This window comes from Microbacterium sp. (assembly GCF_036823965.1).
Lineage (GTDB): Bacteria > Actinomycetota > Actinomycetes > Actinomycetales > Microbacteriaceae > Microbacterium.
Genome location: NZ_DAITBE010000016.1, coordinates 1 through 19,518, shown reverse-complemented (window position 1 = coordinate 19,518; position 19,518 = coordinate 1). Strand labels below are relative to the sequence as shown.

The window sequence follows — 19,518 nt, the reverse complement described above, 5'->3', positions numbered from 1 at the left end:
GATGATGCAACGCGACGCAGCCGCAGCGATGCTCGGCATGCAGGTCGAGGTCGATGCGCCGGGCGAGGCGGTCGTGTCGATGACCGTGCGAGAGGACATGCTCAACGGCTTCTCGATCACCCATGGCGGCCTCGTGTTCGCGCTCGCCGACACCGCCTTCGCGATCGCCTGCAACGAGGATGAGCGGGTCACGGTCGCCGCCGGTGCCGACATCACCTTCCTGAAGTCGACGAAGACAGGGCAGACGCTGCGGGCATCCGCGCTCCGGAGGATCGTCAGCGGCCGCACCGGGCTCTATGACGTGACCGTCACGGATGAGACCGGTGATGTCGTGGCCGAGTTCCGCGGGCGATCGATCACCACCAACCGGACCACGGAGTGACCGCAGCCGCAGCGATGCGCACTGCGTGCAGAGGAGAAGCGATGACGACGATGTCCGACGCCCTCGATCCGGAGGAGCGCCTCAGCAGGGCCGAGCTCGAAGCCCTGCAGCTCGAACGGCTGCAGTGGACCGTGCGCCACGCCTACACGAACGTGCCGCATTACACGCGCAAGCTCGATGACGCCGGAGTCTCCCCCGACGACATCCGCACGCTGGCCGATGTGCAGCGACTGCCGTTCACGACCAAGGAGGATCTCCGCCAGACCTACCCCTTCGGCATGTTCGCGGTGCCGATGGCCGACGTCCGGCGCATCCATGCCTCGTCCGGCACGACCGGCCGCCCCACGGTCGTCGGGTACACGCAGACCGACCTCGACAACTGGGCGACACTGGTGGCGCGGTCGCTGCGCGCCTCCGGCATCCGACCGGGCATGAAGGTGCACAACGCCTACGGCTACGGACTCTTCACGGGCGGGCTCGGCGCGCATGCCGGGATCGAGAAGCTCGGCGCGACCGTCATCCCGATGTCCGGCGGGCAGACCGCCAGGCAGGTGCAGCTGATCCGCGACTTCGAACCGGACGCGATCCTCTGCACCCCGAGCTATCTGCTGACGATCGCGGATGCGATGACGGATGCCGGCATCGACCCGAGATCCACGTCGCTCAAGGTCGCCGTGCTCGGCGCCGAGCCGTGGACGAACGAGATGCGCGCCGAGTTGGAGCAGCGCCTCGGCATCGATGCGGTCGACATCTACGGTCTCAGCGAGGTGATGGGTCCTGGTGTCGGCAACGAGTGCGTCGAGACCAAGGACGGCCCGCACATCTGGGAGGACCACTTCCTGCCCGAGATCGTGGATCCCGATGGCGCACCGCTGCCCGACGGCGAGACCGGTGAGCTCGTCTTCACCTCGCTCACGAAGCAGGCGTTCCCGGTCATCCGGTATCGCACCCGAGACCTCACGACGCTGCTGCCGGGGACGGCACGGCCAGGGATGCGTCGGATGGAGAAGATCACCGGTCGCAACGACGACATGATCATCCTCCGGGGCGTGAACATCTTCCCGACGCAGATCGAGGAGCTCGCGCTCGGCATCGAGCAGCTCACGCCGCACTTCGTCATCGAGCTGCGCCACGACGCACATCTCGACGCCATGACCGTTCGGATCGAACGGCATCCCCTGCTCGAACGTGACGTGTGCGAGGCAGCAGCCCAGGTGCTCGCCCAGCGGATCAAGACGCACATCGGCTCGAGCGTCGACGTGCAGCTCGAGGAACCGGGCGCGCTGCCCCGCAGCGAGGGCAAGTACAAGCGCGTCTACGACCTGCGGTGAAGCAGTCGAGCTCGCGTCAACCGCGCAGCGCGAGCGTGAACGGCAGCACCTCGCTCGCGCCGGCGCGACGGATCATGCGTGCAGCGACGGTCAGCGTCCAGCGGCTGTCTGCCAGGTCGTCGACGACCAGCACCGGCCCCTCGGGGACGTCGAGGTGCTCGGCGCTCAGGCGACCCCACAGCCCGGCGAGCCGGAAGACGCTGTTGCCGCCGGGCTGACCGCTCGGGCCGCCGTCGACGGGTTCGAGCGCGCCGAGGTACGGCAGTCTGCCGACCTCGGCGAGACCGCGTGCGAGAGAGTAGACGAGCAGCGGATGCGACCGTGACGGCATCGCGATCACGGCCACTGGGCGCTGGTCCCACTTCCATCCGGCGAGCACGCGGATGCATGCGCCGAGCAGCTGCGGCGACACCGGAGCATCCGCAGCACCGGCAGCGAAGATCTCGCGCAGCGCGCCTCCCCAGCCGAGGTCGGTGAGGCGCGCGAGCGCCCTGCCCTCGCTCGCCTGTTCCTCGGCTGCGATGCGTCCGCGTACCGGTACGTCGAGCCGATCGGCGCCGGTCGGCCACGCTCGGCGGGGTTCGATCGGCACGCCGACCCGGTCGAGCGACGCGGACGCCTGCGTCGTCGCCGCCTCGCCGATCTCACGAGGGAACCAGCCGCCTGCGCAGTTGTCGCAGCGACCGCACGGCGCCGCAGTCTCGTCGTCGAGGGAGCGCTGGAGGAACTCCATCCGGCATCCCTCGGTCTGCTCGTAGTCGAGCATGTGCTGCTGCTCGGCGACGCGTTCGGCCGCGATGCGCTCGTAGCGCGCTGCGTCGTAGGTCCAGGGCTCGCCCGTCGCGATCCAGCCGCCCTGCACTCGTCGAACCGCACCGTCGACATCGAGCACCTTGAGCAGCAGCTCGAGCGGCGTGCGGCGGATGTCGACCATCGCCTCGAGCGCCGGAGTCGAGATCGGCGCGTCACCCAGCGCTGCGATCACCCGTTCGGCACGGTCGCGTTCGGGCATCGACGCGGTCGCGAAGTAGTGCCAGATGTCGCGGTCCTCGACGCCGGGCAGCAGCAGCACGTCGGCGCTCTCGCTCGCACGGCCGGCACGACCGACCTGCTGGTAGTAGGCGACCGGCGACGACGGAGCGCCGAGATGCAGCACGAAACCGAGATCCGGCTTGTCGAACCCCATGCCGAGCGCACTGGTCGCGACGAGCGCCTTCACCTCGTTGCGCTTCAGCAGCCCCTCGGACTCTTCTCGCTCCTCGGTGTCGGTCTGCCCCGTGTACGCGCGCACATCGTGGCCGTGCTCGCGCAGCAGCCTGGCCGTGTCGACAGCAGCCGCGACGGTGAGCGTGTAGATGATGCCGGAACCAGGCAGGTCGTCGATGTGGCTGAGCAGCCACGCCAGACGGCTCGCCGAATCGCGCAGCCGCAGCACGCCCATGCGCAGTGAGGTGCGGGCGAGCGGCCCGCGGATGGTCAGCACCGGGGCCGCCTCGCCATCGCCCTGCGGACTCTGCTCCTGCAGTGCGCCGAGCTGCTCTGCGACGTCGGCGACGACGCGACTGTTCGCGGTCGCCGTGGTCGCGAGGACCGGCACGTCGGCCGGCATCTGAGCGATGAGGTCGCGCAGTCGTCGGTAGTCGGGGCGGAAGTCGTGCCCCCAGTCGCTGATGCAGTGCGCCTCGTCGACGACCAGCATGCCGATGCGGCGGACGAGCGCCGGCAGCTGCTCCTCGCGGAACGAGGGGTTGTTCAGTCGCTCCGGCGAGACCAGGAGCACATCGACCTCGTCGCGGTCGAGCTTCGCGAGCACATCGGACCACTCGTGCGCGTTCGTGGAGTTGATCGCGACCGCTCGAACACCGGCGCGCTCAGCCGCGGAGATCTGGTCGCGCATGAGCGCCAGCAGCGGCGACACGAGCACGGTCGGTCCTGCACCCTGCCGACGCAGCAGCAGCGTGGCGACGAAGTACACCGCCGACTTGCCCCAACCGGTGCGCTGCACCACGAGTGCCCTGCGCCGCCGGGCGACCAGCGCCTCGATCGCCTCGTACTGCCCGTCGTGGAAATCGACGTCTGGACGGCCGACGAGTTCGCGAAGCGCGGCGAGCGCGGCCTCACGGGTGTCGGCGGAAGCGATGGAGGCCATGTCCCCACTCTGCCGCAGACCGCCGACATGCACGCACCGTCGTCTAGCGTGGAGACGTGATCACCCGAGAACTGGCCGTGTCCCTGCGCGATGCCGGCCTGGTGTGGCACCCTGCCGAGGGCGACCGCTTCCAGCTCGACCTGCCCGACGACGTCGAGCTCGAAGCCGAGGCAGACGTCTTCACGGTCAGCGAGATGACCATCGAGGCGCGTCAGACCCCGAGCGGCACCGATCTCGCCTTCAACGGGACGACCGAGTGGGCACTCGACGCGGTCACGCTCGCTGACGCGGTGTGGCTCCCCCGGGAGGACCAGCTGCGCGAGCTGCTCCGGGGCACCTTCCGAAGTCTGGTGCGCCTCACCGACGCGTTCCTGGTCGAGATCGAGCTTGCCGGCGAGACGCTGCGGTTCGAGCATCCGGACCCCTCCGAGGCCTACGGCCGGGCGCTCCTCGAGCTCGTCTCGCGCTCGCGCTGAACCGCCCGCCTTGCGTGCCGCGGATCGTCGTGTCAGAATTACCTAACGACCGGTCAGTAAAGATCGGATGACGAGGAGTCGATGATGACCAGCCCCGCAGACCTCAGCCTCGTCGAGGGCGAGATCTCCGAAGACGAACGCGTGTTCGACGAGCTCATCGCGAACGAGCAGCGCATCGAGCCCCGCGACTGGATGCCGGACGCCTATCGCAAGACGCTGATCCGCCAGATCTCGCAGCACGCGCACTCCGAGATCATCGGGATGCAGCCGGAGGGCAACTGGATCACTCGGGCACCGAGCCTCAAGCGCAAGGCGATCCTGATGGCCAAGGTGCAGGACGAGGCCGGCCACGGGCTCTACCTCTACTCCGCGGCGCAGACCCTCGGCATCACCCGCGACGAGATGATGGACCAGCTCATCAGCGGCAGGGCCAAGTACTCGTCGATCTTCAACTACCCCACTCCGACCTGGGCCGACATGGGCGCGATCGGCTGGCTCGTCGACGGTGCGGCGATCGTCAATCAGGTTCCGCTGTGCCGGGCGTCGTACGGCCCATACGGCCGCGCCATGGTGCGGGTCTGCAAAGAGGAGTCGTTCCACCAGCGTCAGGGATTCGAGATCCTGCTCAGCCTGATGCAGGGCAGCGAGGAGCAGCGGCAGATGGCACAGGATGCCGTGAACCGCTGGTACTGGCCGAGCCTCGCGATGTTCGGCCCGCCGGACGAGCAGTCGCCCAACTCGGCGCAGTCGATGAAGTGGAAGATCAAACGGTTCTCGAACGACGACCTGCGTCAGCGCTTCGTGGGGATGCTGGTGCCGCAGGCCGAGATCCTCGGCGTCACGCTGCCAGACCCCGACCTGCGCCTCGACGAGGTGACCGGCCGGTATGTGATCGGCGAGATCGACTGGGACGAGTTCTTCGAGGTGCTGCGAGGGAACGGGCCGTGCAACGCCGAACGTCTGGAGCGCCGCCGCACGGCACACGAGGAGGGCGCCTGGGTGCGCGAAGCCGCGGCCGAGTATGCCCGGAAGCAGGCGCGCACCAGGGACCCTGAACCTGTCGAGGGGGCGGTGGCGTGATGGCGACGCCTGGCGCAGACCCTTCGACCGACGCAGGGACCCACGGTCGGGAAGCATGGCCCCTGTGGGAGGTCTTCGTGCGAGCGAACCGCGGCCTGAGCCACGTGCACGTCGGCTCGCTGCACGCGCCCGATGCCGAGATGGCGATCCGCAACGCCCGCGACCTCTACACGCGCCGCGGCGAGGGCGTCTCGATCTGGGTCGCACCGGCCGAGGCCATCACCACGAGCGACCCCGATGCGAAGGGCGCGTACTTCGAGAGCCCTGCCGGGAAGAACTACCGACACGCCGTGTACTACACGGCATCCGAGGGGGTGCCGCACCTGTGACCCTTCGCCCTTCGACAGGCTCAGGAACCCGAGCTCAGGGACCCACCCAGGATGCCGACGTCCACGGCGATGTCTCGGTCGACGCGCTCTCCCTCGCGCAGGAGCTGTCGGGCACCGGCGCCGTCGCGGCATCCGCGGACATCGCCGAGTACGCACTCCGCCTCGGCGACGACGCGCTCATCCTCTCGCAGCAGCTGGGTGCCTGGATCTCCAACGCCCCCGAGCTGGAGGAGGACGTCGCGCTCGGCAACATCGCCCTCGACCTGCTCGGCCATGCGCGATCGTTCCTGCACTACGCGGGATCGTTCGACGGGCGCAGCGAGGACGACCTCGCGTTCCTCCGCGACGAGCCGGAGTTCCGGTGCGCCTGGATCGTGCAGCAGCCCAACGGCGACTTCGCGCAGACGATCGCTCGACAGTTCGTGGTCGCCGCCTTCATGTTCGAGCTGTACGCCGCGCTGCGTGCGAGCAGCGATGAGACGTTCGCGGCGATCGCCGAGAAGTCGCTCAAAGAGGTCGACTACCACCGGGACCACGCTGTGCAGTGGATGCTGCGCCTCGCAGGCGGCACCGAGGAGTCGCGCGCCCGGATCATCCGAGCGATCGGCGATGTCTGGCCGTATGTCGACGAGCTCTTCCGCGACGATGACCTGATCGAACGGCTCGGGGACGCCGCAGCGCGTCCGTCGACGCTGCGGGCAGGCTTCGACGCGGTGGTCGAGACGGTGTTCGCGCAGGTCGAGCTGGCGGTGCCGGACGCGGCCGCATCGTCGGCCGGCGGGCGGCAGGGGAGGCATGCGACCCCGCTCGGGCACATCCTCGCCGAGATGCAGGTGCTGGCGCGACGGCATCCGGGGGCATCATGGTGACCCTTCGACAGGCTCAGGGACCCACCGGGGCTCGCGGTTCCCGCGAGGTCGATGCCTGGCGCATCGCCGCATCCGTGCCGGACCCCGAGGTGCCGGTGCTGACGATCGAGGATCTCGGCGTGCTGCGGTCCGTCGACGTCGACGGTTCCCGCGTGCACGTCGACATCACCCCGACCTACAGCGGGTGCCCGGCGATGGACACGATCCGCGACGACGTGATCCTGGCGCTGACCGCGGCCGGCTACGACGAGGTCGAGGTGCGCCTGGTCCTCTCTCCCGCGTGGACGACGGACTGGATGACGGATGCCGGCAAGAGCAAGCTCGAGGCGTACGGCATCGCGCCGCCGTCCGGCAGGGCCGCGCTCGGTTCGGGACCCATCCGACTGTCCTTGAGCGTGCGCTGCCCGCGCTGCGGATCGCTCGACACCCGCGAGGTGTCGCATTTCGGCTCCACCTCCTGCAAGGCGCTGTTCGAGTGCCGTGCCTGCCTCGAGCCCTTCGACCATTTCAAGGTGCATTGACATGTCGCTGTTCACGTCGACTCCGGCATCCGCACCGGCCACTCCGATCACTCCGTCGCGCCGCAGTCCCGCACCCCGCGCGCGCGCCCGATTCCACACGCTCACCGTCGAGGAGGTGCGCCCGCTGACCGACGATGCGGTCGAGGTCACCTTCACGGTCCCGGCATCCCTCGCCGACGAGTACGACCACCTGCCCGGGCAGTACGTGGCGCTGCGGATGACGCTCGACGGCGTCGAGGTCCGGCGCTCCTACTCCCTCTGCCGCGCACCCCAGCACCGGGACGACGGGCAGGACACCCGGCTGAGCGTCGCCGTCAAGCGCGACGAGGGCGGGCTGTTCTCGACGTGGGCGCAGACCGGCCTGCATCCCGGCTTCGAGATCGACGTGATGAGCCCGCAGGGCACGTTCACCTCCGGGCTCGACGACCTCGACCACCGGCACGTCGTCGGCATCGCCGCAGGCTCGGGCATCACTCCGCTGATGGCGCTCGCGCACACCGTGCTGACCGGGTCCGAGACCTCGCGGTTCACGCTGCTCTACACGAACCGCGCGACGCTCGACGTGATGTTCCTGGAGGACCTCGCCGATCTGAAGGACCGCTATCCGACGCGGCTCGTGCTGCACCACGTGCTGTCGCGCGAGCAGCGAGCGGCGCCCGTCCTCTCCGGACGAATCGACGAGGAGAAGCTGCGGACGATCCTCGGCTCGCTCATCCCACCGGAGACGGTCGACGAGTGGTTCCTGTGCGGACCGCTCGCGCTCGTCGACCTGTGCCGCGAGGTGCTCGCGGACGTGGGCGTGGATCGTTCGCACATCCGCTTCGAACTGTTCACGACCGGCGATGAACCCGCTCACGCCGCCCGCCCGGTGCAGGTGCGCGCCGGGCAGAGGACCGTGCGCATCGAGGTCACGCTCGACGGCGTCTCCTCGACCGTGGAGAGTCCTGTCGACGCGCACGAGTCGGTGCTCAACGCCGCGCTGCGGGTGCGCCCGGATGCGCCGTTCGCGTGCGCCGGCGGTGTGTGCGGCACCTGCCGGGCGCGAGTGCTGGAGGGCAGCGTGACGATGACCGAGAACTACGCCCTGGAACCGGATGAGCTGGAGCGCGGCTTCGTGCTCACCTGCCAGTCCCACCCGACGAGCGACCGCGTGGTCGTCGACTACGACGTCTGAGACGGTCGCTGGAAGGACACTCGCATGATCGACCTGACCATCGCCGATGATGTCGCGCACATCACGCTGCATGCCCCGGCGAAGCTGAACGCTCTCGACGAGCAGGCACTGCACGGACTGGACGCCGCCTACGCCGAGGCCGAGGCTGCCGGTGTCCGCGCGCTCGTCCTGCGCGGCGAGGGCAGAGCGTTCTGCGCCGGACGGGATATCTCCGACGTCGATCCGCGAGATGACGACGTGATCGGCTTCCTCGGCGGCGTCGTGACGCCGCTGCTGCAGCGCATGTCGCGCTTCCCCGCGCCGACCTTCGCGATCGCGCACGGCGCGTGTCTCGGCGTCGGACTCGGACTGCTGATCGCGACGGACGTCGTGTACGTGGCCGAGTCCGCGAAGATCGGCTCCCCGTTCGCGGCGCTCGGCGCCACGCTCGACTCGGGCGGGCACGCCCTGTTCCTCGATCGGCTCGGAGCGCACAGGACACTCGACCTCATCTACACCGGTCGGCTGATGACCGGAACGGAGGCCGTGGCGTCCGGTCTCTTCTCGCGCGTGTTCCCCGACGATCGCGTCGTGCAGGCGACGACGGATGCCGCGGCGGCCGCCGCCCGCGGAGCCACTGCCGCGTTCCTGGCGAGCAAGCAGCTCGTCGCCCGCATCCGCGACGAGCGCCTGGCGCTGTGGGACTCGATCGACATCGAGAACGCGGCGCAGGCCGCGCTCTGCGACACCGACGACTACCGCGAGGGCTTCGCGGCGTTCCAGGAGAAGCGGAAGCCGGAGTTCCGCGGGGTCTGAGCAGGGTCGCACGCAAGCCCCTCGATGATGTCGGAGGCTGGTGCGAGAATTCGTGGATGCTGCTCTCAGAGCTCGTCACCACGACTGAAGAGGTCGCCGCCACCGCCTCACGCCTGGCGAAGATCGATGCGCTGGCCGGATTGCTCCGCAGCGCCGAGGAGGCCGAGATCACGACCCTCGTCGGCCTGCTGCTCGCGGCTCCCCGCCAGGGCCGTCTCGGCGTCGGCTGGCGGAGCCTCAGCGCGCTCGAAGTCGCGCACGCCGAGAAGCCCACGCTGTCCGTCACCGACGTCGACACGGCCCTCGGCGCCCTGGCAGCGGCATCAGGATCCGGTTCGACGACGGTGCGCACCGGACTGCTCGTCGACCTCGCGAATCGGGCGACTGCGACCGAGTGGGACTTCCTCGCCAGGGCCATGCTCGGCGAGCTGCGCACCGGCGCCCTGTCGGGCGTCGTCCTCGACGCGATCGCTCGCGCCGCCGACCGCCCGATCGCGGTCGTCCGACGTGCCGCGATGCTCTCCGGCGACCTCGGCGAGACCGCGCGCGTCGCGCTCACCGGCACCGAGGAAGACCTCGAGGCCATCGGCCTGGCGGTGGGGCGCCCCGTCCTCCCGATGCTGGCGTCCACTGCCGCGACCCCGACCGCTGCCCTGGAGATCACCGGCGAGGCATCCGTCGAGTACAAGCTCGACGGCGCGCGCATCCAGGTGCATCGGCACGGCGACGAGGTCGGGGTCTACACACGCAGCCTGGCCGACATCACGCACCGGGTGCCGGAGCTCGTCGAGATCGTGCGGTCGCTCCCTGCACATGACCTGATCCTCGACGGCGAGACGCTGTCGCTCGATGAGGACGGTGGACCACGCCCGTTCCAGGAGACGATGTCGCGCTTCGGCGCCGACGTCTCCCGAGAGCTCCTGCTGCGGCCGTGGTTCTTCGACGTGCTGCACGTCGACGGACGCGACCTCATCGACGAGCCGCTCGCCACCCGCCTCACCGAGCTCGAGCGCGTGGCCGGCGAGTGGCGCATGCCCGGCATCGTGACGGCCGACCCCGAAGCCGCCGAACAGCTGTCCGGAGATGCGTTGGCGGCAGGGCACGAGGGCGTGGTCGTGAAGGCCATCGACTCGCCGTACGCAGCGGGGCGACGAGGAAAGTCGTGGGTGAAGGTCAAGCCCGTGCTCACCTACGACCTGGTCGTGCTCGGCGCGGAGTGGGGATCGGGCCGGCGCCAGGGGTGGCTGTCGAACCTGCATCTCGGCGCTGCCGACCCCACCGGAGAATTCGGCGATCCCGGCGGCTTCGTCATGGTCGGCAAGACCTTCAAGGGCCTCACCGACGAGCTGCTGCAGTGGCAGACCGAGCAGTTCCCCGAGCATGAGACGCACCGCACGGCGTCGACTGTCTTTCTCCGGCCCGAGATCGTCGTCGAGATCGCGATCGACGGCGTGCAGCGCTCTCCGCGCTATCCCGGCGGCATCGCGCTGCGCTTCGCCCGCGTCAAGCACTACCGCCCCGACAAGACACCGGCCGACGCCGACACGATCCAGACGCTCCGCGCACTCCTGCGAGGCTGAGCAAGCACCGACAGCTCAGGCCGACGGCGCGAGCCCCAGGTCCTCTTCGCGGACCGTGCCCTGGAACGACCACGGGAAGTTGATCCAGAGATCGGTGTCCCTCCAGGCATAGTCGGGCTGGATGATCGTCGTCGGCTTCGTGTAGATCGTGACCGAGCGCACGTCGGCACCCTTGTCCTTCAGCAGCTGCACCGCGAGGGCGAGCGTGCGCCCGGAGTCCGCGACGTCGTCGACCAGCAGCACCCGACGTCCGTCGAGGTAGGCCATGTCGAGCTCGGGCGGCAGCACCTCCGGCGCGTCGAGCACGGTGCCGATGCCGGTGTAGAACTCGACGTTGATCGCACCGCAGTTCTTCGCGCCGAGACCGTACGCGATGGCGCCGGCGGGCAGCAGGCCGCCGCGGGCGATCGCCACGACGACCTCCGGCTCGAAGCCGCTGTCGACGATGGTGCGTGCGAGTTCGCGGGTCGCCGCGCCGAATCCGTCCCAGGTGAGCGTCTCGCGCTCGATCGATGCATCAGTCACCGGTTCATTCTCCTGCATCGAAGCGGGCCGGGGTTCCGGCCGTCGGACGCGCGCAGTCAGTCCAGTCGGGTGACCTCCACCGAGACGAACAGTTCCGAGGCGCTCGGCCCTGCGTACACGCCGCGGAGCGGTGCCACGTCCGTGTAGTCGCGGCCGTGCCCGACATACACATGCGACTCGTCGATCTCGGCGAGGTTCGTCGGGTCGTAGCCGTGCCACTCCCCCGAGTACCACTCGACCCAGGCATGCGACTCGCCGATCACCGGCTGTCCGATCGGCGCGGTCGGATCGGGATGCAGGTACCCCGAGACGTACCGCGCGGGGATACCCGTCGCCCGCAGTACGCCGAGGGCGACGTGGGCGATGTCCTGACAGACCCCGGAACGTGCCGCCCATGCCTCGCGCGCCGTGGAGTTCACCCCGGTCACCCCGCTCTGATACTCCATCGCCTCGCCGACGGTGCGGCAGATGGCAGACGCGACGTCCTCGACGCTGCCGCCGCCGGCCTTGATCCGTGCCGCGAGTTCGAGCATCTCGTCATCCGGCTCGGTCGCCGGGGTCTGCACCACGCACTCCGCGAGCGAGAGCGACTGCGGGATGCGTGCCGCGAGCTCGTCCCAGTCGACCGATATCGCGGTCCGCGGTGCCGGCCGCACGTCGACCACGCTCGTGGCCGTCACCGTCAGCAGCTGATGCGGCGTGAGCAGCTCGAAGGTCGACACCCGCGTGTCCCAGTAGTCGGCATAGGAGTGCTGGGTCGCGGTCGGCGAGATCTCGAGATTCGCCTGCAGCACGAACTGCCCCTCGCGGGAGTGCGGCAGCATCCTCGCCTCGTTGTACGACGCGGTCGCCGGCTTCTCGTACCGGAACCCGGTCCGGTGCACGATCCGCAGCCGGCTCACAGCGCCTCTCCGATCCACACCGGCATCGCGATCGACGGGAAGTACCGCTCCCTGATCGCATCGCTCGCCACCGACATCCCCACCTGGACCTCCTCCATGCTCTCCGACAGCCGGTGCACCGTGTCGCCGATCGGTCGGTACTCCAGCTCGGATCGCAGTCGTCCGAGCACCCGATGCGCGCGGTCCGGCGTGCCGAACGCCCCAGCGGGGTCGATCCCGCGCAGGCATTCCTCTGCCTGCAGGATGCTCGACAGCACCGACCGTGGGAACAGCCGGTCCACGAGCAGGAACTCCACGGCGGATGCCGCCGTCGGCACCGCTCGATGGCTGCGCAGGTGCGCCTCGTACGCCCCGCAGCTGCGCAGCAGCGTCGTCCAGCTCGGTCCACCGGCCTCCGTGAGCGAGCGCGTCGCGAGCAGCCTCGCCGTCATGTCAGCGCGTTCGATCGAGCGCCCGAGCACGAAGAACTGCCATGCCTCATCGCGGCTCGTCGAGGAGTCGACCACGCCGAACGCCAGCGCCGATCGATCCCGCACCCACCGGAAGAACGGGTGCGTCTTGTCGGAGGCGATCCACCGCGGCATCCGCGCGTTGGACTCGTTCAGGGTCTCCCAGAGGTCGGTCGAGATGATCTCCCTCGCTCGCCGCGCGTTCTCGCGAGCGGCGGCGATGGAGTGCGCGATCGAGGCGGAGTGCTCGCGGTCGAGAGCGAGCAGCCGCACCACGTCATCACGACCGACCACGCTGTCGCCGTCGGCCGTCGTGCCCATGACCGAGAGGAGCGCACGGCAGGCGGTGTCCTCCTCGACCCAAGGGTCCTCCAGCAGCAGCTGCAGATGCACGTCGAGGATGCGCGCGGTGCCGTCCGCCCGTTCGACGTACCGACCGATCCAGAAGAGCGCCTCCGCGATGCGGCTCAGCATGTCGCACCTCCCTGCTGTTGCTGTTGCTGCTGCTGTTGCTGGTGGTGGCGCGTCTCGAGGTCCTCGTCCTGCGGCGACGACAGGAACGGCGGATGCGGCTCCTCGCGCGCCGGAGACACGACCGCGATCGCGCCGGTGGCGAGCGAGACCTCATCGGATGCCGGATCGGCGATGCCGGTGACCGTGGTCGTCGGCCCGGTGAACAGCGAGGGGTCGAGCACCCAGGTGTCCTTCGAGCCGCCGCCCTGACTGGAGTTCACGACCAGCTGTCCCTCCGGGAGCGCGACCCGCGTCAGGCCACCGGGGAGCACCCAGATGTCGTTCCCGTCGTTCACGGCGAAGGGGCGCAGGTCGACGTGCCGCGGCCGGAACCCGTCCTCCACCAGCGTCGGAATGGTCGAGAGCTGCACGACCGGCTGCGCGATCCACCCCCGAGGGTCGGCGCGCAGACTGGCTCGCAGCGCGTCAAGCGTCGCCCGCGAGGCGTCAGGGCCGACCACGAGCCCCTTGCCGCCGGAGCCGTCGACCGGCTTCACCACGAGCTCGTCGAGCCGGTTGAGCACCTCCTCGAGCGCTCCAGGGTCCTCCAGCCGCCAGGTGTCGACGTTCGGCAGGATCGGGTCCTCGCCGAGGTAGTACTTGATGAGCTCCGGCACGTACGTGTACACGAGCTTGTCGTCGGCGACCCCGTTGCCGATCGCGTTCGCGAGCGTGACGTTGCCGAGCCGGGCTGCGAGCATCAGCCCCGGGGCGCCCAGCACGGAGTCCGGTCGGAAGTGCTGCGGGTCGAGGAACTCGTCGTCGACCCGGCGGTAGATCACGTCGACCCTGGTCGGTCCTGCCGTCGTGTGCATCCACACGCGTCCGCCGGAGCAGAAGAGGTCGCGTCCCTCGACGAGCTCGATGCCCATCATGCGGGCGAGCAGCGTGTGCTCGTAGTACGCCGAGTTGTAAACGCCCGGCGTCAGCACCACGACCGTCGGATCGTCGACACCTGCCGGTGCCGCGGCACGAAGCGCCTGCAAGAGGCGACCGGGATAGTCGACGACCGGCCGCACCCGGAGGCTGGTGAAGAGCTCGGGCAGCGTCTGCGCCATGACCCGGCGGTTCGCCAGCACGTAGCTCACGCCGCTCGGCACACGGACATTGTCCTCCAGGACGCGCCAGGCCCCCTGTTCATCGCGGATGACGTCGATCCCCGCGACATGGATGCGCACGCCGTTCGCGCCGACGATGCCTGCGGCCTGGCGGTGGAAATGCGACGACGAGCTGATCAGCGACGCCGGGATCACGCCGTCGTGCACCGCGAGCTGCGGGCCGTACACGTCTGCGAGGAATGCCTCGAGCGCACGAACGCGCTGCTTCACCCCCGACTCGACGGAGGTCCAGTCGTCCGCGGCGATCACCCGCGGCACGACGTCGAGCGGGAAGGGCCGCTCCTCCCCCGCGAAGTCGAAGGTCACGCCCTGGGCGAGATACGAACTGGCCAGCGCATCGGTCCTGGCACGCAGCTCGGCGTCGTCCATCCCGGCGAGCGCCGGGTACATGTCCCTGTACGGGAGTCGCACGTCGGCGCCGCTCATCAGGGCCTCCGCCGGGAACATCTCATCCCAGGGCTGCGGTCCGTTCCGCACCGGCGATCGACGAGAGGTGTATCCGTTGAACAGCGACTCCATGGCGGAATACTTCCCTCACCCGGTTTCCGCGATGTTTCCGAGTGAAGTCGGGGCAGCGACAGCATCCGCCGCGGTAGAGTCGGTCTGTCCGGCCGTTCTGAGGCCGGTGCCCGAAAAAGGGGCACGAAGCTCTCCGCACGGCTGCGGAGGCGAGACACATACGGATCCTCTGGTTCTCCGTCCCTGTCTCGAAAGGCTTTCGCATGCCCACCGTCTCCGCGCACGTCGCGCTCACCCTCGCCCAGCACATCGATGCCGTCTTCGGCGTGATGGGCAACGGCAACGCCTACTTCCTCGATGCGATCGAGACGCAGACCGACGCCGTCTTCACCGCCGTGCGGCACGAGCAGGGCGCGGTCGTCGCGGCCGATGCGCACTTCCGCGCATCGGGACGCATCGCCGCCGGCACCTCCACCTACGGCGCCGGCTTCACGAACACCCTGACCGCGCTGGCCGAAGCCGTGCAGGCGCACGTGCCGCTCGTGCTCGTGGTGGGCGACGAGCCGACCTCCGGTCCGCGCCCGTGGGATGTCGATCAGATCGCCCTCGCCTCGGCCGTCGGCGCACGCACGTACACGGTCGGGCGAGCGGATGCCGCAGCCACCACCGTGATCGCGATCGAGCACGCGCTGACCTATCGCGTGCCGGTGGTCCTGGCGATCCCCTACGACGTCGCGTCGCTCGAAGCGGGTCCGGTCGCCGAGGCGCCGTCACCTCGGGTTCCGGCACCGCTGGCCCCGAAGAGCGAGTTCGCCGAGGGGATGCTCGATGAGATCGCCGCCGCGCTGTCGCAGGCGGAGCGCCCGTTCCTGCTCGCAGGACGCGGCGCCTGGCTGGCCGGTGCGAGCACCGCGCTGGGCGAGCTCGCCGAGGCGACAGGTGCACTCACGGCATCGTCGGCGCTCGGACGAGGCGTCTTCCCGGACGCCAGGTACGACCTGGGCGTGACCGGCGGATTCGGTGCCGATGGTGCCATGGAACTCGTCCGCACGGCCGACGTCGCCGTCGTCTTCGGCGCATCGCTGAACCAGTTCACGATGCGCTTCGGCGAGCTGTTCGCGCCGGGTACCCGGGTGTTCCAGATCGACATCGCGCCGGCGGCGACGCACGCGCACATCGGCGGCTTCGTACGGGCGGACGCCCGCGTCGCAGCGGAGTCGCTGGTGGCTCGCGTCCCGTCCCGCTCCTCGCTGCCCTGGCGCGAGCAGGTCGATGTGGCAGCCGCTCGCGCCTACGACGCGGGCGACGAGCTCGCCGCCGACGGACGCCTCGACCCGCGTTCGGCCGCGCGCCGCATCGCCGAGCTGCTCCCGGAGGACCGCGTCGTCGTCTCCGACGGCGGGCACTTCATCGGCTGGGCGAACATGTACTGGCCGGTCGCCGCGCCGGATCGCATGATGATGATCGGCACCGCGTTCCAGTCGATCGGTCTGGGCTGGCCGAGCGTGGTCGGCGCCGCGTTCGCGCGCAGGGACTCGACCGTCGTGCTCACCTCGGGCGACGGTGGCGGCCTGATGGCGATCGCCGATCTCGAGTCGGCGGTGCGTGCTGCCGGTGGACGAGGCATGGCAGTGATCTGGAACGACGCCGCCTACGGCGCCGAGGTCAACCTCTACGGGCTGAAGGGCCTGGCCAAGGGACCGATGCGCATCCCCGAAGTCGACTTCGCGGCCTTCGGTGCCGCGGTGGGAGCCGAGGGTGTCGTCGTGCGGACGCTCGACGACCTGGATCGGCTGGAGTCCTGGGCAGCCGAGAGCGCCGACAGCCGTCGCTTCCTGCTGCTCGACCTGCGCATCTCCGGCGACGTGATCGCGCCGTATCAGCAGGAGATCATCCGCGTGAACTCCTGAGAGCGATCATCGACTAGCCTTCCTGGATGCCTGCCATCCGGAACATCGCCGTCGGACTCCCGATCAAGGACGGGCACCTGCTCGCTCTGTCGGGGACCGATCACACACGAGGTCTCGACTTCCTGCGTGCCATCGGCGGCGGCATCGAGTTCGGCGAACGAGCCGACGACGCGCTGCGTCGGGAGTTCATGGAGGAGCTCGGCGTCGAGCTGCAGGAGGTCGAGCTGCTCGGCGTCCGCGAGAACATCTTCACGTACGAGGGCGAGCCGGGGCACGAGTTCGCGCACATCTACGCGGTGAGCTCGGTCGAGCTGGACGCGGTGCCGCTGGACGCGGAGCTGCACGTGCTCGACGAGGGCAGCCCGGTGCGGTGGGTGCCGATCTCGGAGATCCGCGACGGCGAGAGGGTGCTCTTCCCTGACGGCGCGACCGAGCTGCTGATCGGTCTCGTCGCGCACTGACGCCTCACAGCGACGCGCAGGCCGACGGTCTCGGTGACCAGTCGACCTGCGCGGCGCGTGTGTCGGTCGAGTCTGAGCTACTGCGTGCGGCGACGGCGCCGCAGCCCGACGAGCAGAAGTCCTGCCCCCAGCAATGCGACCGCAGCGAGGACGAACGGCATGCTGTCGGCGCCGGTCGCAGCGAGCGGATCGCTCGAACCGGCCTGGCCGCTCGTGCCTGCGCCGCCCGTCCCGGCGCCGCCGGTGCCGGTGCCGGTGCCAGGTGTGCCGGCTCCTCCACCGGGATTCTGTCCGTCACCATTCGCGGCAGTCACCGTGAGCGCAGCGGAGACCGCGACATCCCCGGGTCCGATCACGACGATGCTGTGCGCGCCGGCGGCGGTGGTTGCAGGGATCGTCACGATGGTGCGGAACGCCCCCGCAGCATCCGCCGCCGTCGTGCCGAGCACGACCGGGTCGGAGTGCAGCTCGACGCGCAGCGCGGCATCCGCGCCGAAGCCCGTGCCGGAGATCGTGACCTGACCACCAGCCGCGACGGATGCCGCGTCGACCGTGACGACGGGCTCGACCGGCTCAGGGGTCGAGCAGCCGCCGTCGCAGATGCTGAAGTTCGCCAGGACCGCCTTGTGGTCCGATGGCCACACCGCATCCGGGGTGAAGATCTCGTCCGCGCTATCGTCGACCACGCGTTCGTTGCGCACGATCGTGGACTGCGGTCCGACCACCGACGCACCGTCGATCGTGAGGCGCTCGTCGGGCGTCGCGAAGATGTAGTCGATGCGGTCGCGCTCGTCGGCCTCCGGCGCCCAGGTGAGCGACGACGTCGGGAACAGCGCGTTGTCGGAGGGCCAGGTGAATCCGGGGTTGGCGGCCGGATCAGGGTGCACGGTGCGGAACGCGTCGACCAGTCCGCCGTCGAGGAGGGTCTGCGTGGTCTGCCACGGGATCACGACCCCGTTGTGATCGAACAGGTCGGCGGTCGCCGCCGTCCAGTCCTGCGAGGGCGGCTCGTTGAAGTCGCCGCCGACGACCGCGATGCGACCGGCCTCGCGCTCACTCGCGATGTCCGCGACGAGGTCGGCCGCGGTCGCTGGGCGTCCGGACTGCACGTTCGCCGCGAGGATCGCATCGACATCCGTGACCGGAGCGTCGAGCTTGTTCCAGGTGTTCCATCCGGGAGGCCAGTCACCGTGGATCTCGCCGCCGTAGCCGCGCGGCAGATACGTCGTGTACCAGCGGTACTCGAGGTGCCCGCCGTAGACGACGACCTCGGTGCCGTTCACGTCGATGACGGCCTTCGACCACCACGTCCCCACCGTGTCGGTCGAGACGATCGGATAGCGCGACACGATGCCGGTGTCCGTGGCGGTCAGATGCTGATAGCCCAGCAGCGCGGCGACCTGCTGCGGCGCCTGGCCGACCTCCGGAAGGAAGGTGACGTCGGCGTCGGTCTGCTGGATGACGTCAGCGATCTGCTGCGCACCATCCGCGACCTGCGTGCCGCCGTGCCAGACGTTGAACGTCAGCACATTGAGTCCGCTCACCCCGTCGACCTCGGGCTTCGGCTCGGCGGGAGGCCGCGGCGGCTCGGTCTCGGCCGCAGTGACCGTGAGGTCGATCGGACCGGCGAGCACGCCGTAGCCGTCATCCTCGAGCAGGTAGACGTCGTACTCGCCGGCATCGATCGTGGCCGTGTTGCGGCTCCAGCCGTCGCGGGTCGACGGACCCCATGTCAGTTCACCGCTCGCCTGGGGCACGTAGCGCCAGTCGAGGGATGCCGGTCCACCGGGCGTCGCGCCGTCGCGGTAGATGCCGACCCAGTTCCGCTCGTGCACGGCGTCGCCGGCGTCGAACGAGATCGTGACGGTCTGGTCGCTGCTGATGCTGGCGGCGTCGAGCGTGAGCGACGAGTCTGCTGCGTGCGCTGCGGGGGCGACGAGCACACCGGCGAGAGCGACGCCGGCTCCGAGGAGCGCCAGCAGGCCCCTCCGTGATCGGCGGGAGGCGGGGGTCATGACAGCGGTTCCTTTCGAAGTGCGAATGCCCCGCGAGGCTAGGAGCCGCGGATGACCTGTGGGTGGCGTCCGGGTGAACTGGGCGGCGGATGCGGAGGAGGCGGGGGTTACGGGACGGGGTGATCGCTCGGAGCGGTCGTGGGACATGTTCGCTCGTTGCGCTCGCGTGGGTGAGTCGGTGTGTGCGCCGGGGCGGCTCGCCGTTGGGGCGGTGTCGGCGGCGATCTCGAGTGTTGTCGGAAGCGATCTCTGGTGTCCCTGTCGCGATGCAGCGAGATGTCTGGATCGCATTCTGGAATATTGGTTTGGTCTGGGGTTTTCGCGGTGGGAATGTCGGTGGTCCTGGGTTGGATGGGGGTATGAACAGCACTGAGGAGCATCTCGAGCAGGCGGTCGCCAGCTTGGATCGGGTGCTGCGCGGTGATGGGTTCGGTCTGTTGTCGGACGACGCGAAGATGCAGGTGTTGCGGCTCGCTGGTG

At 69.6% G+C, this 19,518-nt stretch carries 18 protein-coding genes; 12 read left to right on the top strand and 6 right to left on the bottom strand.

What is annotated here, in order from left to right; all coding sequences use genetic code 11:
- The first annotated feature begins 1 nt into the window (after window position 1).
- Together paaI and paaK are read left to right on the top strand one after the other, a co-directional pair.
- Window positions 2-382, top strand: a complete 381-nt coding sequence (paaI, locus tag V7Z82_RS17730; protein ID WP_334153123.1) for a hydroxyphenylacetyl-CoA thioesterase PaaI — start codon at window positions 2-4, stop codon at window positions 380-382.
- Window positions 383-423: 41 nt separating this feature from the next.
- Window positions 424-1,713, top strand: a complete 1,290-nt coding sequence (gene paaK / locus V7Z82_RS17725) for a phenylacetate--CoA ligase PaaK (RefSeq protein WP_334153122.1) — start codon at window positions 424-426, stop codon at window positions 1,711-1,713.
- A 16-nt stretch (window positions 1,714-1,729) separates the two neighbouring features.
- Here paaK and V7Z82_RS17720 read toward each other — a convergent pair whose 3' ends face one another.
- Window positions 1,730-3,862 (bottom strand): RecQ family ATP-dependent DNA helicase, encoded by a 2,133-nt coding sequence (locus V7Z82_RS17720; protein WP_334153121.1) that lies wholly within the window; start codon window positions 3,860-3,862, stop codon window positions 1,730-1,732.
- Between the two features lie 56 nt (window positions 3,863-3,918).
- Here V7Z82_RS17720 and V7Z82_RS17715 point away from each other — a divergent pair, with 56 nt between their 5' ends.
- From V7Z82_RS17715 to V7Z82_RS17680, 8 genes are all read left to right on the top strand, one after another.
- Window positions 3,919-4,338: a pilus assembly protein CpaE gene (locus V7Z82_RS17715; RefSeq protein WP_334153120.1), complete on the top strand. Its 420-nt coding sequence runs from the start codon at window positions 3,919-3,921 to the stop codon at window positions 4,336-4,338.
- Window positions 4,339-4,422: 84 nt separating this feature from the next.
- The gene (gene paaA / locus V7Z82_RS17710; protein ID WP_334153119.1) at window positions 4,423-5,418 is read left to right on the top strand and encodes a 1,2-phenylacetyl-CoA epoxidase subunit PaaA; all 996 of its coding nucleotides are present in this window, start codon (window positions 4,423-4,425) and stop codon (window positions 5,416-5,418) included.
- Complete coding sequence (gene paaB / locus V7Z82_RS17705; RefSeq protein WP_334153118.1) at window positions 5,418-5,747, top strand: 1,2-phenylacetyl-CoA epoxidase subunit PaaB; 330 nt, start codon at window positions 5,418-5,420, stop codon at window positions 5,745-5,747. The genes paaA and paaB overlap by 1 nt, the downstream gene beginning before the upstream one ends.
- Entirely contained in the window at window positions 5,744-6,616 is an 873-nt protein-coding gene (gene paaC / locus V7Z82_RS17700; RefSeq protein ID WP_334153117.1) for a 1,2-phenylacetyl-CoA epoxidase subunit PaaC, read from the top strand. The genes paaB and paaC overlap by 4 nt, the downstream gene beginning before the upstream one ends.
- A complete protein-coding gene (gene paaD, locus V7Z82_RS17695) occupies window positions 6,610-7,137 on the top strand; it encodes a 1,2-phenylacetyl-CoA epoxidase subunit PaaD (protein WP_334153116.1) in 528 nt (175 codons plus the stop codon). Before paaC ends, paaD begins: the two co-directional genes overlap by 7 nt.
- A gap of 1 nt (window position 7,138) precedes the next feature.
- The gene (paaE, locus tag V7Z82_RS17690; RefSeq protein WP_334153115.1) at window positions 7,139-8,311 is read left to right on the top strand and encodes a 1,2-phenylacetyl-CoA epoxidase subunit PaaE; all 1,173 of its coding nucleotides are present in this window, start codon (window positions 7,139-7,141) and stop codon (window positions 8,309-8,311) included.
- Window positions 8,312-8,335: 24 nt separating this feature from the next.
- Window positions 8,336-9,106, top strand: a complete 771-nt coding sequence (locus tag V7Z82_RS17685) for an enoyl-CoA hydratase/isomerase family protein (protein WP_334153114.1) — start codon at window positions 8,336-8,338, stop codon at window positions 9,104-9,106.
- A gap of 56 nt (window positions 9,107-9,162) precedes the next feature.
- Entirely contained in the window at window positions 9,163-10,686 is a 1,524-nt protein-coding gene (locus V7Z82_RS17680; protein WP_334153113.1) for an ATP-dependent DNA ligase, read from the top strand.
- A gap of 15 nt (window positions 10,687-10,701) precedes the next feature.
- Here the strand turns inward: V7Z82_RS17680 and V7Z82_RS17675 are convergent, their stop codons facing one another.
- Genes V7Z82_RS17675 through V7Z82_RS17660 form a run of 4 tightly spaced genes read right to left on the bottom strand, consistent with a single transcriptional unit; the run spans window position 10,702 to window position 14,712 of the window.
- Window positions 10,702-11,229: a phosphoribosyltransferase gene (locus V7Z82_RS17675; RefSeq protein ID WP_442927652.1), complete on the bottom strand. Its 528-nt coding sequence runs from the start codon at window positions 11,227-11,229 to the stop codon at window positions 10,702-10,704.
- 38 nt (window positions 11,230-11,267) lie between these two features.
- On the bottom strand, window positions 11,268-12,113 hold the full coding sequence (locus V7Z82_RS17670) for a transglutaminase family protein (protein ID WP_334153111.1): 846 nt from the start codon (window positions 12,111-12,113) through the stop codon (window positions 11,268-11,270).
- Entirely contained in the window at window positions 12,110-13,036 is a 927-nt protein-coding gene (locus tag V7Z82_RS17665) for an alpha-E domain-containing protein (RefSeq protein ID WP_334153110.1), read from the bottom strand. The genes V7Z82_RS17670 and V7Z82_RS17665 overlap by 4 nt, the downstream gene beginning before the upstream one ends.
- The gene (locus V7Z82_RS17660) at window positions 13,030-14,712 is read right to left on the bottom strand and encodes a circularly permuted type 2 ATP-grasp protein (protein WP_334153109.1); all 1,683 of its coding nucleotides are present in this window, start codon (window positions 14,710-14,712) and stop codon (window positions 13,030-13,032) included. Before V7Z82_RS17660 ends, V7Z82_RS17665 begins: the two co-directional genes overlap by 7 nt.
- A 203-nt stretch (window positions 14,713-14,915) precedes the next feature.
- Between V7Z82_RS17660 and V7Z82_RS17655 the strand changes: the two genes are divergently transcribed.
- The gene (locus V7Z82_RS17655; protein WP_334153108.1) at window positions 14,916-16,562 is read left to right on the top strand and encodes a thiamine pyrophosphate-binding protein; all 1,647 of its coding nucleotides are present in this window, start codon (window positions 14,916-14,918) and stop codon (window positions 16,560-16,562) included.
- A 26-nt stretch (window positions 16,563-16,588) separates the two neighbouring features.
- Window positions 16,589-17,023, top strand: a complete 435-nt coding sequence (locus V7Z82_RS17650; RefSeq protein WP_334153107.1) for an NUDIX hydrolase — start codon at window positions 16,589-16,591, stop codon at window positions 17,021-17,023.
- Between the two features lie 77 nt (window positions 17,024-17,100).
- Here V7Z82_RS17650 and V7Z82_RS17645 read toward each other — a convergent pair whose 3' ends face one another.
- Window positions 17,101-19,038: an endonuclease/exonuclease/phosphatase family protein gene (locus tag V7Z82_RS17645; RefSeq protein ID WP_334153106.1), complete on the bottom strand. Its 1,938-nt coding sequence runs from the start codon at window positions 19,036-19,038 to the stop codon at window positions 17,101-17,103.
- Window positions 19,039-19,518 lie beyond the last annotated feature (480 nt).

What these genes read in the sequence shown, in the direction of transcription:
- paaK (WP_334153122.1), top strand. Translation starts at nt 424, where the DNA reads ATGACGACGATGTCCGACGCCCTCGATCCGGAGGAGCGCCTCAGCAGG.
- paaD (WP_334153116.1), top strand. Translation starts at nt 6,610, where the DNA reads ATGGTGACCCTTCGACAGGCTCAGGGACCCACCGGGGCTCGCGGTTCC.
- V7Z82_RS17660 (WP_334153109.1), bottom strand. Translation starts at nt 14,712, where the DNA reads ATGGAGTCGCTGTTCAACGGATACACCTCTCGTCGATCGCCGGTGCGG.
- V7Z82_RS17665 (WP_334153110.1), bottom strand. Translation starts at nt 13,036, where the DNA reads ATGCTGAGCCGCATCGCGGAGGCGCTCTTCTGGATCGGTCGGTACGTC.
- paaB (WP_334153118.1), top strand. Translation starts at nt 5,418, where the DNA reads ATGGCGACGCCTGGCGCAGACCCTTCGACCGACGCAGGGACCCACGGT.
- V7Z82_RS17655 (WP_334153108.1), top strand. Translation starts at nt 14,916, where the DNA reads ATGCCCACCGTCTCCGCGCACGTCGCGCTCACCCTCGCCCAGCACATC.
- V7Z82_RS17645 (WP_334153106.1), bottom strand. Translation starts at nt 19,038, where the DNA reads ATGACCCCCGCCTCCCGCCGATCACGGAGGGGCCTGCTGGCGCTCCTC.
- V7Z82_RS17650 (WP_334153107.1), top strand. Translation starts at nt 16,589, where the DNA reads ATGCCTGCCATCCGGAACATCGCCGTCGGACTCCCGATCAAGGACGGG.
- V7Z82_RS17685 (WP_334153114.1), top strand. Translation starts at nt 8,336, where the DNA reads ATGATCGACCTGACCATCGCCGATGATGTCGCGCACATCACGCTGCAT.
- V7Z82_RS17680 (WP_334153113.1), top strand. Translation starts at nt 9,163, where the DNA reads ATGCTGCTCTCAGAGCTCGTCACCACGACTGAAGAGGTCGCCGCCACC.
- paaI (WP_334153123.1), top strand. Translation starts at nt 2, where the DNA reads ATGATGCAACGCGACGCAGCCGCAGCGATGCTCGGCATGCAGGTCGAG.
- paaE (WP_334153115.1), top strand. Translation starts at nt 7,139, where the DNA reads ATGTCGCTGTTCACGTCGACTCCGGCATCCGCACCGGCCACTCCGATC.
- paaA (WP_334153119.1), top strand. Translation starts at nt 4,423, where the DNA reads ATGACCAGCCCCGCAGACCTCAGCCTCGTCGAGGGCGAGATCTCCGAA.
- V7Z82_RS17720 (WP_334153121.1), bottom strand. Translation starts at nt 3,862, where the DNA reads ATGGCCTCCATCGCTTCCGCCGACACCCGTGAGGCCGCGCTCGCCGCG.
- V7Z82_RS17675 (WP_442927652.1), bottom strand. Translation starts at nt 11,229, where the DNA reads ATGCAGGAGAATGAACCGGTGACTGATGCATCGATCGAGCGCGAGACG.